Source organism: Streptomyces sp. NPDC048142, from assembly GCF_043202835.1.
Lineage (GTDB): Bacteria > Actinomycetota > Actinomycetes > Streptomycetales > Streptomycetaceae > Streptomyces.
In genome coordinates this window covers 25,143-41,158 of record NZ_JBIDBC010000031.1, presented here as the reverse complement: position 1 = coordinate 41,158, position 16,016 = coordinate 25,143, and the positions used below count along the sequence as shown (strand labels likewise).

The following is a 16,016-nucleotide window of genomic DNA, read 5'->3' as shown; positions in this document are numbered from 1 at the left end:
CGGACAAGGAAGCGCGATGATCGTACTCGGATACAACGGCTTCTCGCGGGTGGCGGAACTCTTCGGCCGGCTCTACGGCCACACCCCCGAGAGCGTCGACCGGCACAACCTCATCGGCCACGACGCCGCGGCCTGCCTCTTCGTCGACGGGCGGCTGGTGGCCGCGGTCGAGGAGGAGCGTCTCAACCGGCAGAAGAAGACCAGCACCTTCCCGGCGCTGGCCATCCGCTGGTGCCTCGACCGGGCCGGCCTCGACTTCGACGACGTGGACCTGTTCGCCTTCGGCTGGAACCACGACGAAAAGTACGCGGACGCCGTGGTGACCGGCGTCGCCGGATCCCCGGAACCGGCCGAGGCCCGGCTGCGGACCCTCACCACCTTCGGGGAGCTCTACCTGGGGGCGCTGGGCCGCAGTGCGCTGGTGGAGGACTTCACCCGGTCCACCGGCTACACGCTGCCCGACGCCAAACTCGTCACCGTGCCGCACCACCGCGCCCACCTGGCGTGCGGCCGTCTGTTCTCAGGGGGAGGGGACGCCGCGTTCCTCGTGAACGACGGAACGGCCGAGCGGAACAGCGCCATCATGGGCGAGGTCCGCGACGGGAAGGTCGAGGTCTTCGACCACTTCACCATCGACGCCGGCCATTCGATCGCGCAGCTCTTCGGCTCGATCACCCGCTATCTGGGGTTCGTCCCGAACAACGACGAGTACAAGGTGATGGGGCTGGCCGGATTCGGCGTGGCCCCCGTGAAGAACCCGCTCCTCGGCGAGGTCGTCACCCTGGAGGAGGGCGGCCGCTACAGCCTGCGTCTGGCCCACGACCGGCGCGGACCGCGCGCCTACGACGGGCTGCTCGACGAGTTGTTCGGAGGCGACGACGCCACCCGTCACACCTTCGAATACCGGGTGCGCCTGGCCTGCGCCGCCCAGCAGATGGTGGAGACGGTCACCGCCCACCAGCTGCGGGCGCTCGCCGGGGCGAGTGACCTGCGGGACCTGATCTTCGAGGGAGGCCTGGCGCTCAACTGCGTCAACAACACGAAACTGCTGGAGGAGACGCCGTTCGAGCGGATGGAGGTGAGCTTCGGAGCGAGCGACCCCGGCATCTCGATCGGCGCCGCCGCACACGTCGCGTTCGAGCAGGCCGATCCCGTCACCGCCGCTATAGCGCCCTACACCGGTCCCGCGTACGACGCCGACGACATCAGGAAGGTCCTCCAGCGGCACGAATCCGCACTCGTCTGGGAGGAGATACCGGCCGCCGAAGTGGCCCGGAGGACCACGGACCTGCTGTCCGCGAAGAAGGTGGTCGGCTGGTTCCAGGGCCGCACGGAGTTCGGCCCCCGGGCGCTGGGCAACCGCAGCATCCTCGCCGACCCCAGCCACGCCGACATGAAGGACGTCATCAACAACCGGGTCAAGCACCGGGAGCCGTTCCGGCCCTTCGCGCCGATCGTGCTGGAGCGGGACGCCGCGAAGGTCTTCGAGCTGGGGAAGAAGGAGCGTTCCCCGTACATGACCTTCGTCTTCCCGGTGCGTCCGGAGTACACCGAGAAGATCGCGGCGGCCACACACGTGGACGCCACCTCCCGTATCCAGACCGTCACGGAGGAGGACAATCCGCTCCTGGCGGAACTGCTGTCGGAGTTCACCGCGCGGACCGGGGTGCCGTGTCTGGTGAACACGTCCTTCAACGTGGCGGGCGAGCCGATCGTCTGCTCCCCCGAGGACGCCGTCGCGTGCTTCCTCGGCACGGACATCGATCATCTGGTCATCGGGGACTTCGTGGTCTCCAAGAACTGACCGCCGACACGCACCATCCGAAGAGCGGCCCGCCGGGAACCCCGGCGGGCCGCTCTTCGTGTTCATGGGATTGAACGACCCGAGCGCTGACCTTCATGGCACGCTCACCGACACTGGTTCCCGCCCGCCGCGTACGAGGTGAGGACCTCCGGCCGGTGCGGGCACCTGGCGTCAGTCGTTATCAGTCGACGTGCTGATGGTGTGGGGTCGGCGCAGCAGGTCGCCGAGGCCCCGTTCCAGCAGGTGGAAGGCGTGCTGCGTGGCCGCTACCGCGTCGCTGTAGACCGAGTCGGGGGACTCTCCGGTGATGACGCGGCGAGCGTTCTGAACGGCCAGAACCTCCTGGACCGCCAGTATCTGCGCCGCGATCAGTGAGGCGGACACCTCCGAGGCGCCCTCCTCGGCCAGCACTTCGGCCAGCAGACTGCGACTCTGCTGCTGGTAGTACAGATTGCGCGCGGTGAGCGCTGGTGTGTCGGCGATGAGCTTCTGCAGACGTCGGACATACGGGGACGCGCTCAGGCCGGTCATGGGCTGGCGTTCGGCAAGGGCGGTCAGCAGGTACTCCCGCATCGCGCCGTGAGGGGTCTGCCCCGGTGGCCGTTCGCGGACCGCGCACGCCGGCTCGTCGATGTGGCGCTTTCCCGCCCCCAGGATGAGGTCTTCCTTGCAGGCGAAGTAGTTGAACACCGTCTTCTTGGAGACCGAGGAGGCTGCGGCGACCTCGGCGACCGAGACCTGGTCGAACCCTCGTTGCTCGAAGAGGTCGAGAGCCGTCGTCATCAGAAGTCGCCGCGTCTGGTCCTTCTTCCGTTCGCGCAGACTCACAGGCTGGTCCATGCCGCCACTGTACGAGAGAAGGAGGAAAACTGGTGTAAAGATACACCTGGCGTAAAGATACATCTGGTGTATTTTCTTGTTACGGTCGAGGTATGCCGACACCGCACGTTCCTGGGTCACCACCCGCCGCCGGTGGTCCCTCTCCGGGCCTGTTCCTCTTGCTTCGGGGGCGTCTGCGCCCCTGTGGCGGGCTCATCGCAGTCGCCTGCGTTCTGCAACTGCTCCAGTCCCTGGCCCTCCTTGCGCTACCGACGCTGACGGCCGGCATCGTCGACTGCGGCATCGTCGCCCAGGACACCGGCTACATCGTCGGGCACGGCGGGATCATGCTTGCCATCGCCGCCGTTCAGGCAGCCTGCTCCGCAGGTGCCGTGTATCTCGGCGCTCGGGTGGCGATGAACCTGGGCGCCGATTTACGGAGCGCGGTGTTCACCCACGTACAGCGCTTCACCACCCGCGAGATCGGTCACTTCGGTGCGCCGTCCCTGCTCACCCGGACCACCAACGACGTGCAGCAGGTCCAGACCTTGGCCTTCATGGCGCTGACGCTCCTCGTGACCGCCCCCTTGATGGGCGTAGGCGGGATCGCGCTCGCCGTGGAGCAGGACGTGCCCATGTCCGCCGTGCTCCTGGTGGCCGTCCCCGCGATGGTGGCGGTGATCGGGTTCCTCATCGTCCGGCTGGTCGGGCCGTCGCGTGTTATGCAGCGGCGTATCGATGCCGTGAACCGGGTGATGCGGGAGCAGATCGCCGGTATGCGCGTCATCCGGGCCTTCACCCGCGACGCGCATGAGCAGCGCCGGTTCCAGGGGGCCAACGCCGACCTGACGGCGGTCGCCTTGCGGGTGGGGCGGATTCAGGCGTACTTCGGCGCCTCGGCCGGACTGATTTCTCAGCTCGCCTCGATCGCGGTGGTTTCCGTCGGTGCCTGGCGGGTGGCCGACGGCGACCTTCAGCTGGGTTCGCTGGTGGCGTTCCTGAACTACCTTGCCCTGATTCTCACGGCCGTGATGATGGCGATGGGCGTATTCATGAGTGCCCCGCGAGCGAAGGTCTGCGCCGGTCGCATCAGTGAGGTGCTCGCCACCGAGCCCGGGATCACCGAACCATCCGCGCCGACCGGGCCACAGCTCGCGGAGGGGTGCCTGGAGCTGCGTCACGTCACCTTCCGGCACCCCGGCGCCGAGCGGCCCGTCCTGCGCGGACTCGACCTGGTCGCCCTGCCCGGCCGGACGACGGCGGTCATCGGCTCCACCGGCGGCGGCAAGTCGACGCTCGTCCACCTCGCGGCCCGGCTGCTGGACGCGGACAGCGGGACGGTGTCCATCGACGGCATCGACGTACGGCACATGGACCGCCGCACCCTGTCCGCCGCGGTCGCGCTCGTACCTCAGCGGGCCTACCTCTTCTCCGGAACGATCGCCTCGAACCTCCGTTACGGCGACCCCACGGCGGACGACGACGAGCTCTGGCACGTGCTGGAGGTCGCTCAGGCACGGGACTTCGTCGCGGCTCTGCCGGACGGGTTGGACACGGCCGTCGGCCAGGGCGGCAGCACCCTCTCCGGCGGGCAGCGTCAGCGTCTGGCCATCGCCAGGGCGCTGATCGCCAGGCCACGCCTCTATCTCTTCGACGACGCCTTCTCTGCCCTGGACAACGCGACAGACGCCGCTCTGCGTGCCGCCCTGGCCGACGAGATCGGCGATGCCACGCAGGTGGTCGTCTCCCAACGTGTGTCCACCATTCGCACCGCCGACCGTATCGCGGTACTCGACGGTGGTCGCATCGAAGCCTTCGGCACCCACGAGGAACTGCTGGACCTCAGTCCCGTCTACGCCGAGATCGCCGACTCGCAGCGTGCCCTCCAGGAGACGACGTGACGTCATCGCCAGACCACCCCGCCCGCCCGCGCGCCACCCTGCTCCGGGTTCTCGGCGGGCTGCGCCCGGACCGGGCCCGCATGTGCGTCGTACTCGCACTCGCCGTCCTCACCACCGCGATGACGGTCATCGTGCCGGCCCTCCTCGGCCGGGCCACCGACCTGATCGTGGAAGGCGTGAGCGGGGACGGCATCGACGTCGGCGCGCTGCGTACCGTCCTGGCGACCGCCGGGCTCCTCGCCGCAGCAGCCTGGGTGTGCCAGGTCGCCCAAGGCCGCCTGATCGCCGTCACGGTGCAGCGGATGGCGAGTCACCTCCGGGAACAGGCCGACTCCAAGCTCTCCCGGCTGCCGCTGCGCTACTTCGACACCCGCCCGCGCGGTGAGGTTCTTTCCAGAGCCACCAATGACATCGACAACCTCACCCAGACCGTGCAGCAGGTGTTCGCCCGTGCCCTCGCCTCACTGCTGCTCGTAGTCGGCACCATGACCATGATGCTGCGCATCTCCCTCCTGCTGACCACGGTCCTCCTGGTGACGGTGCCGGCGACGCTCTGGGCTGCCAGGACCGTCGCCCGGCAGGCCCGGCCACAGTTCTCCCGGCAGTGGGCGGCCACCGGTGCTCTCAGCGGCCATATCGAGGAGATGTACACCGGCCACGAACTCGTGACCGCCTTCGACCGCCGGGCCCAGGCGGCGCGCACTTTCGCCGAGCACAACGACGCCCTGCGCGCCGCCGGTATCAAGGCACAGCTGATCTCGGGCCTTATCGCCCCCACCTTGACCCTCCTGTCCAACATCACCTACGTCCTCGTGGCGGTGATCGGCGCACTGCGTGTGGCCTCCGGCGCCCTCTCGGTAGGGGACATCCAGGCGTTCTTCCAGTACGTCCTGCAGTTCGGCCAGACGACCGGCACGATCGCCTCCCTCACCGGGCAGGTCCAGTCCGCGGCAGCCTCCGCCGAGCGTGTCTTCGAGCTCCTCGACGCGGAGGAGGAGGAACCCGACACGGTGGACGCACCGAGTGTCGGGTCCGTCAGGGGTCGCGTCGCCTTCGAGGAGGTGTCCTTCCGCTACCAAGCGGACGAACCACTGATCGAGGACCTGTCGCTCACCGTCGAACCGGGCCGAACGGTGGCGATCGTCGGACCCACCGGTTCCGGGAAGACCACTCTCGTCAACCTGCTGATGCGCTTCTACGAACCCGACAGCGGACGTATCACCCTGGACGGCACGGACATCACCCGCCTGCCCCGCGGCGAACTCCGCGGCACCATCGGCATGGTGTTGCAGGACACCTGGCTCTTCGGTGGCACCATCGCCGACAACATCGCCTACGGACGACCCGACGCACCCCGCGAGCAGGTGGAGGCCGCCGCCCGTGCCGCCCGCGCCGACGGGTTCATCCGTACCTTGCCCGAGGGCTACGACAGGCGGCTCGACGAGGAAGGCGGCGGACTCAGCGCGGGAGAACGGCAACTGCTCACCATCGCCCGCGCCTTCCTGACCGAGCCGTCCCTCCTCATCCTGGACGAGGCGACGAGCGCGGTGGACACCCGCACCGAGCTCCTTGTCCAGCAGGCCACCACCGCCCTCCGGCGGGGCCGTACCAGCTTCGTCATCGCCCACCGTCTGTCCACGATCCGTGACGCCGACGAGATCCTGGTGATGGAAGCGGGGCGGATCGTCGAGCACGGCAGTCATGAGGCGCTATTGGCCGAGGGCGGTGCGTACGCACGCCTGTACGCGGCCCAGTTCGCTTCCAGTCCGGCCGCCTGAGGATCGGCCCGAAGGCGCCTGGGCCGTCGATGCCGCGTCGGTGCGGGCGAAAAGGGGGGCTCGCTGACCGGGCCGAATCCGGCCGATCGCGGCAAGAAGGGCAGCAAACTCCATGTGCTGTCCAAGGCCCAGGGCCTGCCGCTGGCCGTCGCGGTGTCCGGCGTGAACGTGCACGACAGCCAGGCGTTCAAGCCGTCGATTCCCGGCATCCCCGCCGTCCGCTCCCGGCGCGGACCACGCCGGAGGAAGCCGGTGAAGGTCCGTGCGGACAAGGCGTACTACTCCGCAGAGCACCTCCGCCGGCTCCGCAGCCAGCACCTCATCGCACGGATCGCCCGACCCGGTATCGAGGCAGGCGAGCGGTTCGGCCGGCGCCGCTGGAAGATCGAGCGGTCGATCTCCTGGCTCTTCGGCTACCGCCGCCCCACCGTCCGGTATGAACGAAAGGGCAGCCATTTTGTGGCCTTCCTCAGCCTCGCCGGCCCTCACCTGCTACAAGAAGCTCGCGAAACTCACCACGTGAGACCTGCGCCGCATCGAGCCCTCGTGTGCTCGCAAGGTCCTTCCAGAGGCCTTGGGGGCATGCAACCGCTGTCGGCTCGTCGGAGTGACGGCGATCACGGGTACCCACGGGGGAGAGCTGCGTAGGCTTGCGGAGTCGTTCTGGTGGATCTTGGGAGGGTGAGTGGGCCCCCCGTCACCTGGCGAAGTGTCAGAAGAGTCAGCAAGTGGTCAGCGCGAGTCCTGAAGAACCAGGGGAACGCTGCCCGGACATGCGACTCGTTGTAGAGTAAGGAAACAGCCCTTGACCTGCAAAAACGCAGGCAGGGAGCCTACGTCCAGGAGTGCCTCGATGATACGTACGATGTTCAAGTCCAAGATCCACCGGGCCACCGTCACCCAGGCCGACCTGCACTACGTCGGTTCCGTGACGATCGACGCCGCTCTGATGGAGGCCGCCGACCTGCTGCCCGGCGAGCTGGTCCATATCGTGGACATCGACAACGGCGCCCGCCTGGAGACGTACGTCATCGAGGGCGAGCGCGGATCCGGTGTCATCGGGATCAACGGCGCGGCCGCACACCTCGTGCACCCCGGTGACCTGGTCATCCTGATCAGCTACGCACAGGTCGACGACGCGGAGGCCCGTGCCCTCGTGCCGAGGGTCGTGCACGTGGACGCGGACAACCGGATCGTGGCGCTCGGTGCCGACGCCTCGGCGCCGGTTCCCGGGAGCCGTACGGAGCGGAGCCCGCAGGCCGTCGTCGCGGGCGACTGAGGCAGCCGTCCGCGTTCCGGAGGTTCCGGATTTTCCGGACGGGCGGCGTGCACGTCCATGAACGAGAGAGCAGGAGCCATGGCGGAGAACGCAGCCGTAGAGATCAGGGACGACCGGGAGCACGGCAAGCTCGTGGCGTACGAGGACGGCGTGCCGGCCGGGACCATCGCGTACTTCGTCATGGACCCGGCTCCCGGCGCGCTGGTGGCCGTGCACACCGTCGTCCGGTCCGATCACGAGGGCAGGGGCATCGCCGGGGCGCTCGTGAGGGAGTTCTACGCCATGGCCGCCCGCGAGGACGTCCCCGTCGTCCCGCTGTGCCCGTATGCGGCGAAGTGGGCGCAGCGCCACCCCGACGAGGCGCCCGAGGCGTCGGCCGAGCTCGTCCAGGGCGCGGAGCGCCGGCTCAGGAGCCACCCCGAGCTGTTCTGACCGGCCACGCCCCGGCCCCGTACGGCCCCGGGGTGTCAGGTGCGCAGTTCCGTGGTGGACCCGCCGCTGGGTGTGAGGAACAGGGAATCGTCGTCCGGATGGGCGTGGACGGTGAGAGCGCTCGGCAGGGGCCATGGGATACCCCTTTCGCATCGACGGCATCAACGGCATTGACCGCATCGACGGTGGTGGTCACGGAGGCGTGGCGGGTCCGGGCGCCCGGCCGGAGTCCTGACCGCTCCGGGCGGGCCGGAACGCGTCGGCGCACGGCTGTATGCGCCGCTGCCGCCGGGCGTACGTGTGGACTCGGCAGGCGCGGGCAGCCGCACCGGGAGACGGTGGAGGAGAGCTCCATCTGTCCTGTTCGTGCCGTTGTGGAGGAACGCGATGACCCACCCGTACCCCGACCCCGTACCCCCCTCGCCGACGCCTCCGCCCGTACCGGGCCCGCCCACCCCGGTGCCCAGCCCGCCGCCCGTGCCTCCGGGGCCCGGGCCGGTGCCGCCCGGTCCTGCGCCGGACCCGATCCCGCAGCCGCCGGGCCCCGGCCCGGACCCCGTACCTGCGCCGGAACCCGAGCCCCAGCCTGCCGGGACCTGACCGGAGGCCGGTTCCGGTTCAGGCCTGCGCCTGGTCCTTGCCGGTCCTGTCAGTGAGGGTGAGGAGAGCCCGGCTGCGACCGCCGGGCCCTCCTCGGGCAGGTTCGCGCAGCGCTGGGCCGCGATGTCCGGGGCGCCGGGCGGCTCCGCGAGGACTCACTCGGTCGAGAGGCGGGGCCGGTGCCGCCTCCGGCCCGCGGCGCACCGCCGTCGCCGCCGTCACTCACTGTGCTCGTGCTCGATCAGCGCGTCCGCGTGTGCGAGACCGCTCTCCGCCGCGATGGCGTCCATCGACTGAGCGTCCCGCACCGTCGCGAACGTCACCGCGACCCCGTCGTCCTCCCCGTCGTGCCCGTCCCGGTTCTGCCCCGTCCCGTTCCGCCCCGCCACCGTCCGGAACCCGTACACCGCGGGACGGGGCAGGCTGTTGTACGCCCATGGGGTGGAGAAGTAGTACGCCCCCGTGTCGTACAGCACCACCACATCGCCCTCGGCCAGCTCCGGCAGCTCCCTGCCGTACGCCACCACGTCCCCCGCGAAGCAGCACGGTCCCGCGATGTCCTGCGCCAGCACCGGGCCGGCCTTGGGCGCGCCGTCCGGGCCGAACGCCCCGATCCGCAACGGCCAGGCGTCGGGCATGAGGACGGTACGGGTGGCGGTCTGCGCACCCGCGTGGGTCAGCGCGATCCGGCGGCCCCCGGCGTCCTTCGTGTACTCCACCCGGGCCCCGATGAATCCGTTCTTCGCCAGCAGCGACCGGCCGAACTCCGTGACCAGCGAGTAGCGCCCGGAGAAGACGCCGGGGGCCGCCGCGGTCAGGGCCGCCACATAGTCCGGGTAGGTGGGGTGCACGGACTCGTCGGCGAAGTTGACCGGCAGTCCGCCGCCGATGTCCACACTGGTGACCTGCCGGACGCCCAGCGTCGCGTTGATCTCCTCGGCCAGCTCGTACGTCCGTGCCACCCCGGCCGCGATCAGCTCCAACGGGCAGCCCTGGGAGCCCACATGGGCATGCAGCCGGGTCAGCCACGGCCGCTCCCTGAAGGCCCCCACGACCGACTCGCGAGCCCCCGGGTCGCGCAGCGCCACCCCGAACTTCGACGTCTCCGTCGCCGTGCTCATCGGCCCGATCGCACCACCGCCCACCTGCGGATTGACCCGTAGCCCGATGACCGAGGCGGTACCCGGGTTCCGGAGGGCGTCGATGCGCCGCAGTTCGTCGAGGCTGTCGGCGTTGACGGCCACGCCGAGGGCGAGCGCCAGCCGGATCTCCTCGCGGGTCTTGGCGGGGGAGTCCAGGACGACCCGGGACGCGGCGAACCCGGCCTCCAGGGCGAGGCGCAGCTCACCAGGGCTCGCCACCTCGCATCCCATGCCGCAGTCGGCGAGCAGCCGCAGCACCGGGATGAGGGAGCAGGCCTTGGCCGCGAAGGTGTGCAGCACTCCGGGCGCGGCGGCGAAGGCGCCGTGCAGGGCCCCGACGGAGGCGCGCACCCCCTCCGTGTCGATGAATCCGGCGACCGGGCCGCCCTCGCCCAGCAGCCCCTGCCTGACGGCCGCCCGGACGACGGCGTCGAAGCGGGCGGCGGGCGGCGCCGTGCCGTCCTCGTGGTGGGCGGAAGTCGTCTGCGTCATAGGCCAGAGTCCCTGATGGCTGCCCCCAGGTCTTCGGCGGAAAGCGGAAAGCGGAAAGCGGAAAGCGGAGCGCGGGGGACGGAGGGCGGAAAGCGCAAAGCGGAAACAGGGGCGCTCGGATGCCCGTCCCCGTGCGGCTGAGCGCCCGGGGTGTCAGGCGATCAGGCCGACCACGGCCTCCGGTGTCAGCATCCGGAAGGTGAAGGCCTGCTGGAAGTAGAGGTGCACGCTGGTGGCGTCGTGGTCCGCGTAGCCGATCGACAGGTCCTGGCCCAGGCGGAGCTCGAAGTCGCCGCCCCGGGTGGACAGCAGCACCCCGCCCTTGACCGCGGGGGCCCACAGGATCTCGTCGTCCACCAGGCGGCTCAGATGCGTCTTGACCGGATACCCGTGGTCCGAGGTCTCGGCCGCCTCGGTGAACGCGTCCGCGCCGAGCAGCAGCCGGTACGGTCCGTCGACACCGGCCAGCCGCAGCCGGGTGACGGCCTGGCTGACCGTCACCGGATAGTCCCGCGCGTCGGCGGGCAGCGGCAGCGGATCGTGCGAGGAACCGTCCCGCAGGCCGGTGATCCCGGCCGCCCCGTACCCGTCGATGATCGCCATGTCCTCGGCGAACGCACAGGTGCGCGCCGCGTCCTTGACGGGCTGCCAGTCGCTGTCGGCGGAGCCGCGCTCCACGTCGTCCACGGCCCGGCGGGTCACCGTGAACGGCACCCGCCACTCGATGACCGGCATCGACGTGCGGGCCCGCGCCACCACGTCCGGGGTGGGCGGATCGATGTCGCGCAGGTGACCGTCGCCCACGGCGGCCAGCGTCGGACCGTCCGGATCGGACACGTCGACGACGCGGCGGCCGGCGACATGGCGGCGGAAGGTACGCCGGGCCTCCTCCTCGATCTCGTCCCAGGCGGACGGGGTGACCGGTGCGAGTTCGCGGTGCAGATTGTTCATCACGGGGCACTTTCTTGCAGGCTGCCGATGTGCAGCGAACCGTGGTCGGGACCGGGCGTGAGGGGTTCCTGCCGCACCGGTGCGGGCACCGGTTCCGGCCGGTGCCCGGAGCGGTCCAGGACGGGCGGGGGCGGCGGAGCGTCGAGGAAGTCGGCGCGGGGCGCGAAGAAGAGCGAGCCGGTCACCGCCGTGGAGAAGTCCAGGATGCGGTCGTGCGTCCCGGGCGGATCGCCGAGGAACATGTTGCGGAGCATCCGCTCGGTCACGTCGGGATCGGCGGCGTACCCGATGAAGTACGTACCGAACTCGCCCCGCCCGAAGCTCCCGAACGGCATGTTGGCCCGCAGGATGTCGCGCTCGGTGCCGTCCGGATCGGTGATGGTGTTGAGCGCGATGTGGGAGTCGGCGGGCTTGTCCTCGTCCGAGAACTCCACGTCGTCGAACTTGGTGCGGCCGATGACGCGTTCCTGCTCCTCGACGGGGAGCCTGTTCCAGGCCGCCAGATCGTGCAGATACTTCTGCACGACGACGTAACTGCCGCCCTCGAACTCCGGATCGTCCGCGCCGACCAGAGCCGCCGAACGGGCGTCGTCGCCGACCGGGTTCTCCGTACCGTCCACGAATCCGAGCAGATCCCGGTGGTCCAGGTACCGGAAGCCGTGCGTCTCGTCCACGATCCGCAGGGCCCCGCCGAGCTTGTCGAGCAACTGTGCCGCCCACGCGTAACAGACGTCCATCCGCTCGGCCCGGATGTGCAGCAGCACGTCTCCCGGGGTCGCCGGGGCGTGGTGCAGAGGCCCCCGCAGCTCCGGGAACGGGTGGAGGTGAGCCGGGCGGGGCCCGGCGAACAGCCGGTCCCAGGCGCCGGATCCGAAGGCCGCCACACAGGCGAGACCGGAGTCCGGGTACCGGAATCCGAGCGACCGGGCGACGGCCGCGAGGTCCGGCAGCACGTTGCGCACCGCGCTTTCGCCGCCCGGCTCGATCGTGCCGACCAGGAACAGCGCCGCGCTGGTCAACGGCGCCACGACGGGCTGGACGGAGACGGGATCGGGGAGGGGGTCGGGCATGCGCGCACTCCACTACGAGGGTGATATGAGGCGGAAACGGGGCTTGACGGCGTGAGACGGGACATCGGGGAACCGCGGGACGGGACATTGGGGAACCGCGGGACGGGACATCGGGGGAACAGGCCTCGCAGCCACTAAGCCACGCCCCGCATCCGGCCGCACGCGGGGTGGACCGGCCGGGGGAGCGCCGGCCCGGACCGCGCACCGGCCCGCGCTCAGCCCACCTCGGCCTCGGACCGCACCGCGCACCGGCCCGCGCTCAGCCCACCTCGGCCTCGGACCGCACCGAGCACCGGCCCGCGCTCAGCCCGCCTCGGCCTCGGACCGCACCGAGCACCGGCCCGCGCTCAGCCCGCCTGGGCCTCGGACCGGTCGCCGCCCCGGAGCGTGCGGAGCGAACCCTTCCGGTCCGTATGCCGGTAGGTGTGGTCCGCTTCGGTCAGGGGAGTACGGGCCCGGGGACAGCCGGGTACAGAGGCGGGCGCTCGCCGGCCGCCCGTTCAGGGCGACGGCGGGGCGGCCGTGCCGCTGGTGGTGCCAGGAACCGGCCCGGCCTCCAGGAGCGCGTCGTCGTCCCCCGGCTCGGGGATCACATGCATCGCGGCCTCCTCGGCCGACGCCGCCGCGCCGTCGATGCCCACATCGCTGGCGGTGAGAGTGGCCGGGACGCGCCCGTCGGCCTGCTGGGTCAGCCGTCCGGCACGGGCGACACCGACCTCGTCGTCCCAGAGCTCACCGTCACCGTCCACCAGATCGCCCACGCCGTCGCCGACGGAACCGTCTGGCTCGGGCACTTCCCTGGTCAGCCGGGTTTCGAGGGACTCGCCCGCGTGCCGTTCATTGGCCGTGGTGCCGAGGCCGTCGACCGCCCACGGGCGGTCCGGCGGCGAATATCCCTCGTCCAGGGGGTCGCCGGTACCGGACGGATCCATGAGCGTGTCATCGGCGCCGAGCTGTTCGCCGGGATCGGAAGCCTCGGGCTCCTGGGGCTGGTAGACGTCGTCCCCCCAGTCGGTGTCGCTCATGGCGCGTCCTTTCCTCCGGGAGTACCGAGTTCTCCTGTCCCCTTGTACGCAATTCCACTCCCGTCACGCTCCGGCCGCAAAGGGAAGATCGGTTTCCGGTGCCCGGTGCAGGGGTCGTGAACCGGTCCGTGCGCAGGTCGCGGCCTGTTCGCCGCGCATCCAGGCGTACGGGGAGTCCGGGGGCGATCACCACCAGCAGGGACGGCAGCCGCCGCACGGAAGCGGAAGCGGACGCGGACACGGGCAGCCGCAGGGGCAGAGCCGTACGGGTGGCCGCCGCAGGAGCGGCAGCCGTACGCGGGAGCGGGACCCGCCCCGTGGGACGCGCGGACCGAGCCTGCCGGGCAGCCCGCCTCCGCCCCCTGGAGCGCGCAGACCGGTCCCTCCGGGCCGACCTCGGCTCCGCCCGGAGGGACCGGGCGGAGCCGAGGCCGGGACCGCGCTCCTCGTGTCGTGCCCGGATGTGAAGACAGTGGTCAACCCCAAGCGAGGCATCGCCTCCGACGTCCGGGCCCGCTCCGGTGTCCGTCCCGGTCGGGGCGGACCGGGGCCCTTCCCACCGCACGTACACTCGGCCCATGGGACACAGCGCCGAACCGAGGACCTGCCCCCTGAGGGCCGCCTCCGCGCTGCCCCCGGCCGCCGCCCGCGCGGCCGTGCCCCCGGCGCCCGCCGACGCGGCGCCCGGAACGGGCCGTACCGCACTGCACGGCCACGGCTAGCGGTCCACGCGGCCGTTCCCGACAGCTGCATCCGGCGCTCCCGGCCCCCGGCGTCACCGCCCCCGCCCCGCCTCCCCACACCGGCACCACCTCTCCGGCCCGCTGAGCGCCGGAGCTCACCGTCGCCTCCGGCGCTCGCCGGAGGCGAGAGTCACGATCGGCTCCACAGCTTTACGGCTCCACAGCACCACGTCACCACAGCTCCACGCGGCCCACGGCGCACCCGCCGGGCCGCTTCCCGGCGACGGCCGCACCACCTGGCCGGCGCCGCACTCGAAGGGATCATCGTGAAGCTGAGCGACCTCATGGCCGGGCAGGTCCACCACGTGCTGCGGGGAACCCCCGACCGTACGGACGTCACCGCCGGAGCGACGTTCGACGCGGACCGGGTCACCCCCGGTTCCGTCTTCGCCGCGGTGCCCGGCCATGCCGCCGGCGGCCCGGCTGCCGTCGCTCCGGCCGTCGCTCGCGGCGCGGTCGCCGTACTCGTCGACGAACAGGCGCCGCCGCTGCCCGCGGCGGCGGGCGACGTGTGCGCCGTACGCGTCCCCGACGTCCGCAGGGCGGCCGCGGTCCTCGCCTCGCGCTACTTCGGCGAGCCGGGCCGGGCGATGGACCTGATCGCCATCACCGGCACCAACGGCAAGACCTCCGTCTCGTACATGACCGAGTCGGTGCTGCGGCTCGCCGAGGGGGTCCGGGTCGGGGTGATCGGCACCGCGGGCAGTCGGATCGGGGACGAGCCCATCCCGATGCCCCCCTCGGTGCTCACCACTCCGGAATCGCCCGATCTCCAGTATCTGCTGGGACAGATGCGCGACCGTGCCACCGGCAGCGTCGTCCTGGAGGCCACCTCGATGGGGCTGCTGACGCACCGTCTGGACCGTACGTTCATCGACGTCGGCGTCTTCACCAACCTCACCCAGGACCACCTCGACGACCACGGCACCATGGAGAACTACCGGGACGCCAAACTCCGCCTCTTCCAGGGGCTGTGCCGCCGCGCCGTGGTCAACGCCGACGACTCGGTGGGCGCCGGGATCCGGGAGCTGATGCCCGACGCCGTGACCACGTACGCGCTGGACGGTGACGCCGACTACCGCGCGAGTGATCTCACCGTGGACGCCTCGGGCACCCGGTTCACCCTGCACCACGACGGCCGCAAGTACCCGGCGGCGATCCCGGCGCCGGGCCGGTTCTCGGTCTCCAACGCGCTGGCCACGGTGGCCGCCTGCCACGTCCTCGGGCACGGTCTGGCCGGGCTGGTCGACGCGCTGGAGCGGATGCCGCAGATTCCCGGGCGCTTCGAACGCCTCCAGACCCCCGGCGGCGCCTCGGTGATCGTGGACTACGCCCACTCGCCGGACTCCCTCAGCAAGGTCCTCACCACGATCCGGGGCTTCGCCCGGGGCCGGGTCATCACCGTCTTCGGCTGCGGCGGCGACCGCGACACCACCAAGCGCGCCGAGATGGGGGCCATCGCCGGCACCCACTCCGACCTGTGCGTCCTCACCTCCGACAACCCCCGTTTCGAAGACCCCGAGGCGATCCTGGACCAGATCGCCGTGGGCATCGCGTCGACCGGGACACCTTTCGAGCGGATCACCGACCGCCGCCCGGCCATCGCCGCCGCGCTGGCGGAGGCGGGGCCGGCCGACATCGTGCTCATCGCGGGCAAGGGCAGCGAACCGCACCAGAGCATCCGGGGCGAACTGCTGCCGTTCAGCGACATGGCCACCGTGCGTGAGCTGATCGGCGCATAAGGGCTGTCCCGTCATCCCTGACGGGCGCACGACGGCAGCTACGGCACCTCGCCGCGTTGTCGGAACGCCCGAATACATCCAGTATGCGGACGTCCCTCCGCCTTGCGACGCACCGAATCCGAGGCCGCGCGCTGATCCACCAGGGATTGCGGGACAGCCCTTGGCCCGGGATCAATCCGGTGGCACAGACTCCCGCTGACCTGGGACGATGGCCTGGTCGCGCCGAAAGCCGGACGGG

At 71.0% G+C, this 16,016-nt stretch carries 13 protein-coding genes; 8 read left to right on the top strand and 5 right to left on the bottom strand.

What is annotated here, in order from left to right:
* Nucleotides 1–16: 16 nt before the first annotated feature.
* On the top strand, nt 17–1,804 hold the full coding sequence (locus ACGF2Y_RS29655) for a carbamoyltransferase (RefSeq protein ID WP_392953734.1): 1,788 nt from the start codon (nt 17–19) through the stop codon (nt 1,802–1,804).
* 171 nt (nt 1,805–1,975) lie between these two features.
* Here ACGF2Y_RS29655 and ACGF2Y_RS29650 read toward each other — a convergent pair whose 3' ends face one another.
* Nucleotides 1,976–2,644: a TetR/AcrR family transcriptional regulator gene (locus tag ACGF2Y_RS29650; protein WP_392953731.1), complete on the bottom strand. Its 669-nt coding sequence runs from the start codon at nt 2,642–2,644 to the stop codon at nt 1,976–1,978.
* A gap of 92 nt (nt 2,645–2,736) precedes the next feature.
* On the opposite strand from ACGF2Y_RS29650, the gene ACGF2Y_RS29645 reads away from it, so the two are divergent.
* The 5 genes from ACGF2Y_RS29645 to ACGF2Y_RS29625 all read left to right on the top strand — a co-directional run bounded on the left by ACGF2Y_RS29645 (nt 2,737) and on the right by ACGF2Y_RS29625 (nt 8,013).
* Nucleotides 2,737–4,524, top strand: a complete 1,788-nt coding sequence (locus ACGF2Y_RS29645) for an ABC transporter ATP-binding protein (RefSeq protein WP_392953728.1) — start codon at nt 2,737–2,739, stop codon at nt 4,522–4,524.
* Nucleotides 4,521–6,302, top strand: a complete 1,782-nt coding sequence (locus ACGF2Y_RS29640) for an ABC transporter ATP-binding protein (RefSeq protein WP_392953725.1) — start codon at nt 4,521–4,523, stop codon at nt 6,300–6,302. Before ACGF2Y_RS29645 ends, ACGF2Y_RS29640 begins: the two co-directional genes overlap by 4 nt.
* Before the next feature lie 18 nt (nt 6,303–6,320).
* Nucleotides 6,321–6,950: a transposase gene (locus ACGF2Y_RS29635; protein ID WP_392953855.1), complete on the top strand. Its 630-nt coding sequence runs from the start codon at nt 6,321–6,323 to the stop codon at nt 6,948–6,950.
* A 205-nt stretch (nt 6,951–7,155) separates the two neighbouring features.
* The gene (gene panD / locus ACGF2Y_RS29630) at nt 7,156–7,581 is read left to right on the top strand and encodes an aspartate 1-decarboxylase (protein WP_392953723.1); all 426 of its coding nucleotides are present in this window, start codon (nt 7,156–7,158) and stop codon (nt 7,579–7,581) included.
* 78 nt (nt 7,582–7,659) lie between these two features.
* Complete coding sequence (locus ACGF2Y_RS29625) at nt 7,660–8,013, top strand: GNAT family N-acetyltransferase (RefSeq protein WP_392953720.1); 354 nt, start codon at nt 7,660–7,662, stop codon at nt 8,011–8,013.
* A gap of 818 nt (nt 8,014–8,831) precedes the next feature.
* Here ACGF2Y_RS29625 and ACGF2Y_RS29620 read toward each other — a convergent pair.
* The 4 genes from ACGF2Y_RS29620 to ACGF2Y_RS29605 form a co-directional block, all read right to left on the bottom strand.
* Nucleotides 8,832–10,247: a diaminopimelate decarboxylase gene (locus tag ACGF2Y_RS29620; RefSeq protein ID WP_392953718.1), complete on the bottom strand. Its 1,416-nt coding sequence runs from the start codon at nt 10,245–10,247 to the stop codon at nt 8,832–8,834.
* 153 nt (nt 10,248–10,400) lie between these two features.
* On the bottom strand, nt 10,401–11,198 hold the full coding sequence (locus ACGF2Y_RS29615; protein ID WP_392953715.1) for a family 1 encapsulin nanocompartment shell protein: 798 nt from the start codon (nt 11,196–11,198) through the stop codon (nt 10,401–10,403).
* Nucleotides 11,198–12,268 carry a Dyp-type peroxidase gene (locus ACGF2Y_RS29610; protein ID WP_392953712.1) on the bottom strand — a complete coding sequence of 357 codons (1,071 nt, stop codon included), beginning with the start codon at nt 12,266–12,268 and terminating at the stop codon, nt 11,198–11,200. The genes ACGF2Y_RS29615 and ACGF2Y_RS29610 overlap by 1 nt, the downstream gene beginning before the upstream one ends.
* Nucleotides 12,269–12,768: 500 nt before the next feature.
* Nucleotides 12,769–13,293, bottom strand: coding sequence for a DUF5709 domain-containing protein (locus ACGF2Y_RS29605; RefSeq protein ID WP_392953710.1), 525 nt, complete (start codon nt 13,291–13,293; stop codon nt 12,769–12,771).
* A gap of 578 nt (nt 13,294–13,871) precedes the next feature.
* On the opposite strand from ACGF2Y_RS29605, the gene ACGF2Y_RS29600 reads away from it, so the two are divergent.
* Both ACGF2Y_RS29600 and ACGF2Y_RS29595 read left to right on the top strand, forming a co-directional pair.
* The gene (locus tag ACGF2Y_RS29600) at nt 13,872–14,015 is read left to right on the top strand and encodes a hypothetical protein (RefSeq protein ID WP_392953707.1); all 144 of its coding nucleotides are present in this window, start codon (nt 13,872–13,874) and stop codon (nt 14,013–14,015) included.
* A 287-nt stretch (nt 14,016–14,302) separates the two neighbouring features.
* Complete coding sequence (locus ACGF2Y_RS29595; protein ID WP_392953705.1) at nt 14,303–15,778, top strand: UDP-N-acetylmuramoyl-L-alanyl-D-glutamate--2,6-diaminopimelate ligase; 1,476 nt, start codon at nt 14,303–14,305, stop codon at nt 15,776–15,778.
* Nucleotides 15,779–16,016 lie beyond the last annotated feature (238 nt).

Coding starts and splice junctions, on each gene's coding strand:
- ACGF2Y_RS29655 (WP_392953734.1), top strand. CDS start 17: ATGATCGTACTCGGATACAACGGCTTCTCGCGGGTGGCGGAACTCTTC.
- ACGF2Y_RS29650 (WP_392953731.1), bottom strand. CDS start 2,644: ATGGACCAGCCTGTGAGTCTGCGCGAACGGAAGAAGGACCAGACGCGG.
- ACGF2Y_RS29645 (WP_392953728.1), top strand. CDS start 2,737: ATGCCGACACCGCACGTTCCTGGGTCACCACCCGCCGCCGGTGGTCCC.
- panD (WP_392953723.1), top strand. CDS start 7,156: ATGATACGTACGATGTTCAAGTCCAAGATCCACCGGGCCACCGTCACC.
- ACGF2Y_RS29625 (WP_392953720.1), top strand. CDS start 7,660: ATGGCGGAGAACGCAGCCGTAGAGATCAGGGACGACCGGGAGCACGGC.
- ACGF2Y_RS29620 (WP_392953718.1), bottom strand. CDS start 10,247: ATGACGCAGACGACTTCCGCCCACCACGAGGACGGCACGGCGCCGCCC.
- ACGF2Y_RS29615 (WP_392953715.1), bottom strand. CDS start 11,198: ATGAACAATCTGCACCGCGAACTCGCACCGGTCACCCCGTCCGCCTGG.
- ACGF2Y_RS29610 (WP_392953712.1), bottom strand. CDS start 12,268: ATGCCCGACCCCCTCCCCGATCCCGTCTCCGTCCAGCCCGTCGTGGCG.
- ACGF2Y_RS29605 (WP_392953710.1), bottom strand. CDS start 13,293: ATGAGCGACACCGACTGGGGGGACGACGTCTACCAGCCCCAGGAGCCC.
- ACGF2Y_RS29600 (WP_392953707.1), top strand. CDS start 13,872: ATGGGACACAGCGCCGAACCGAGGACCTGCCCCCTGAGGGCCGCCTCC.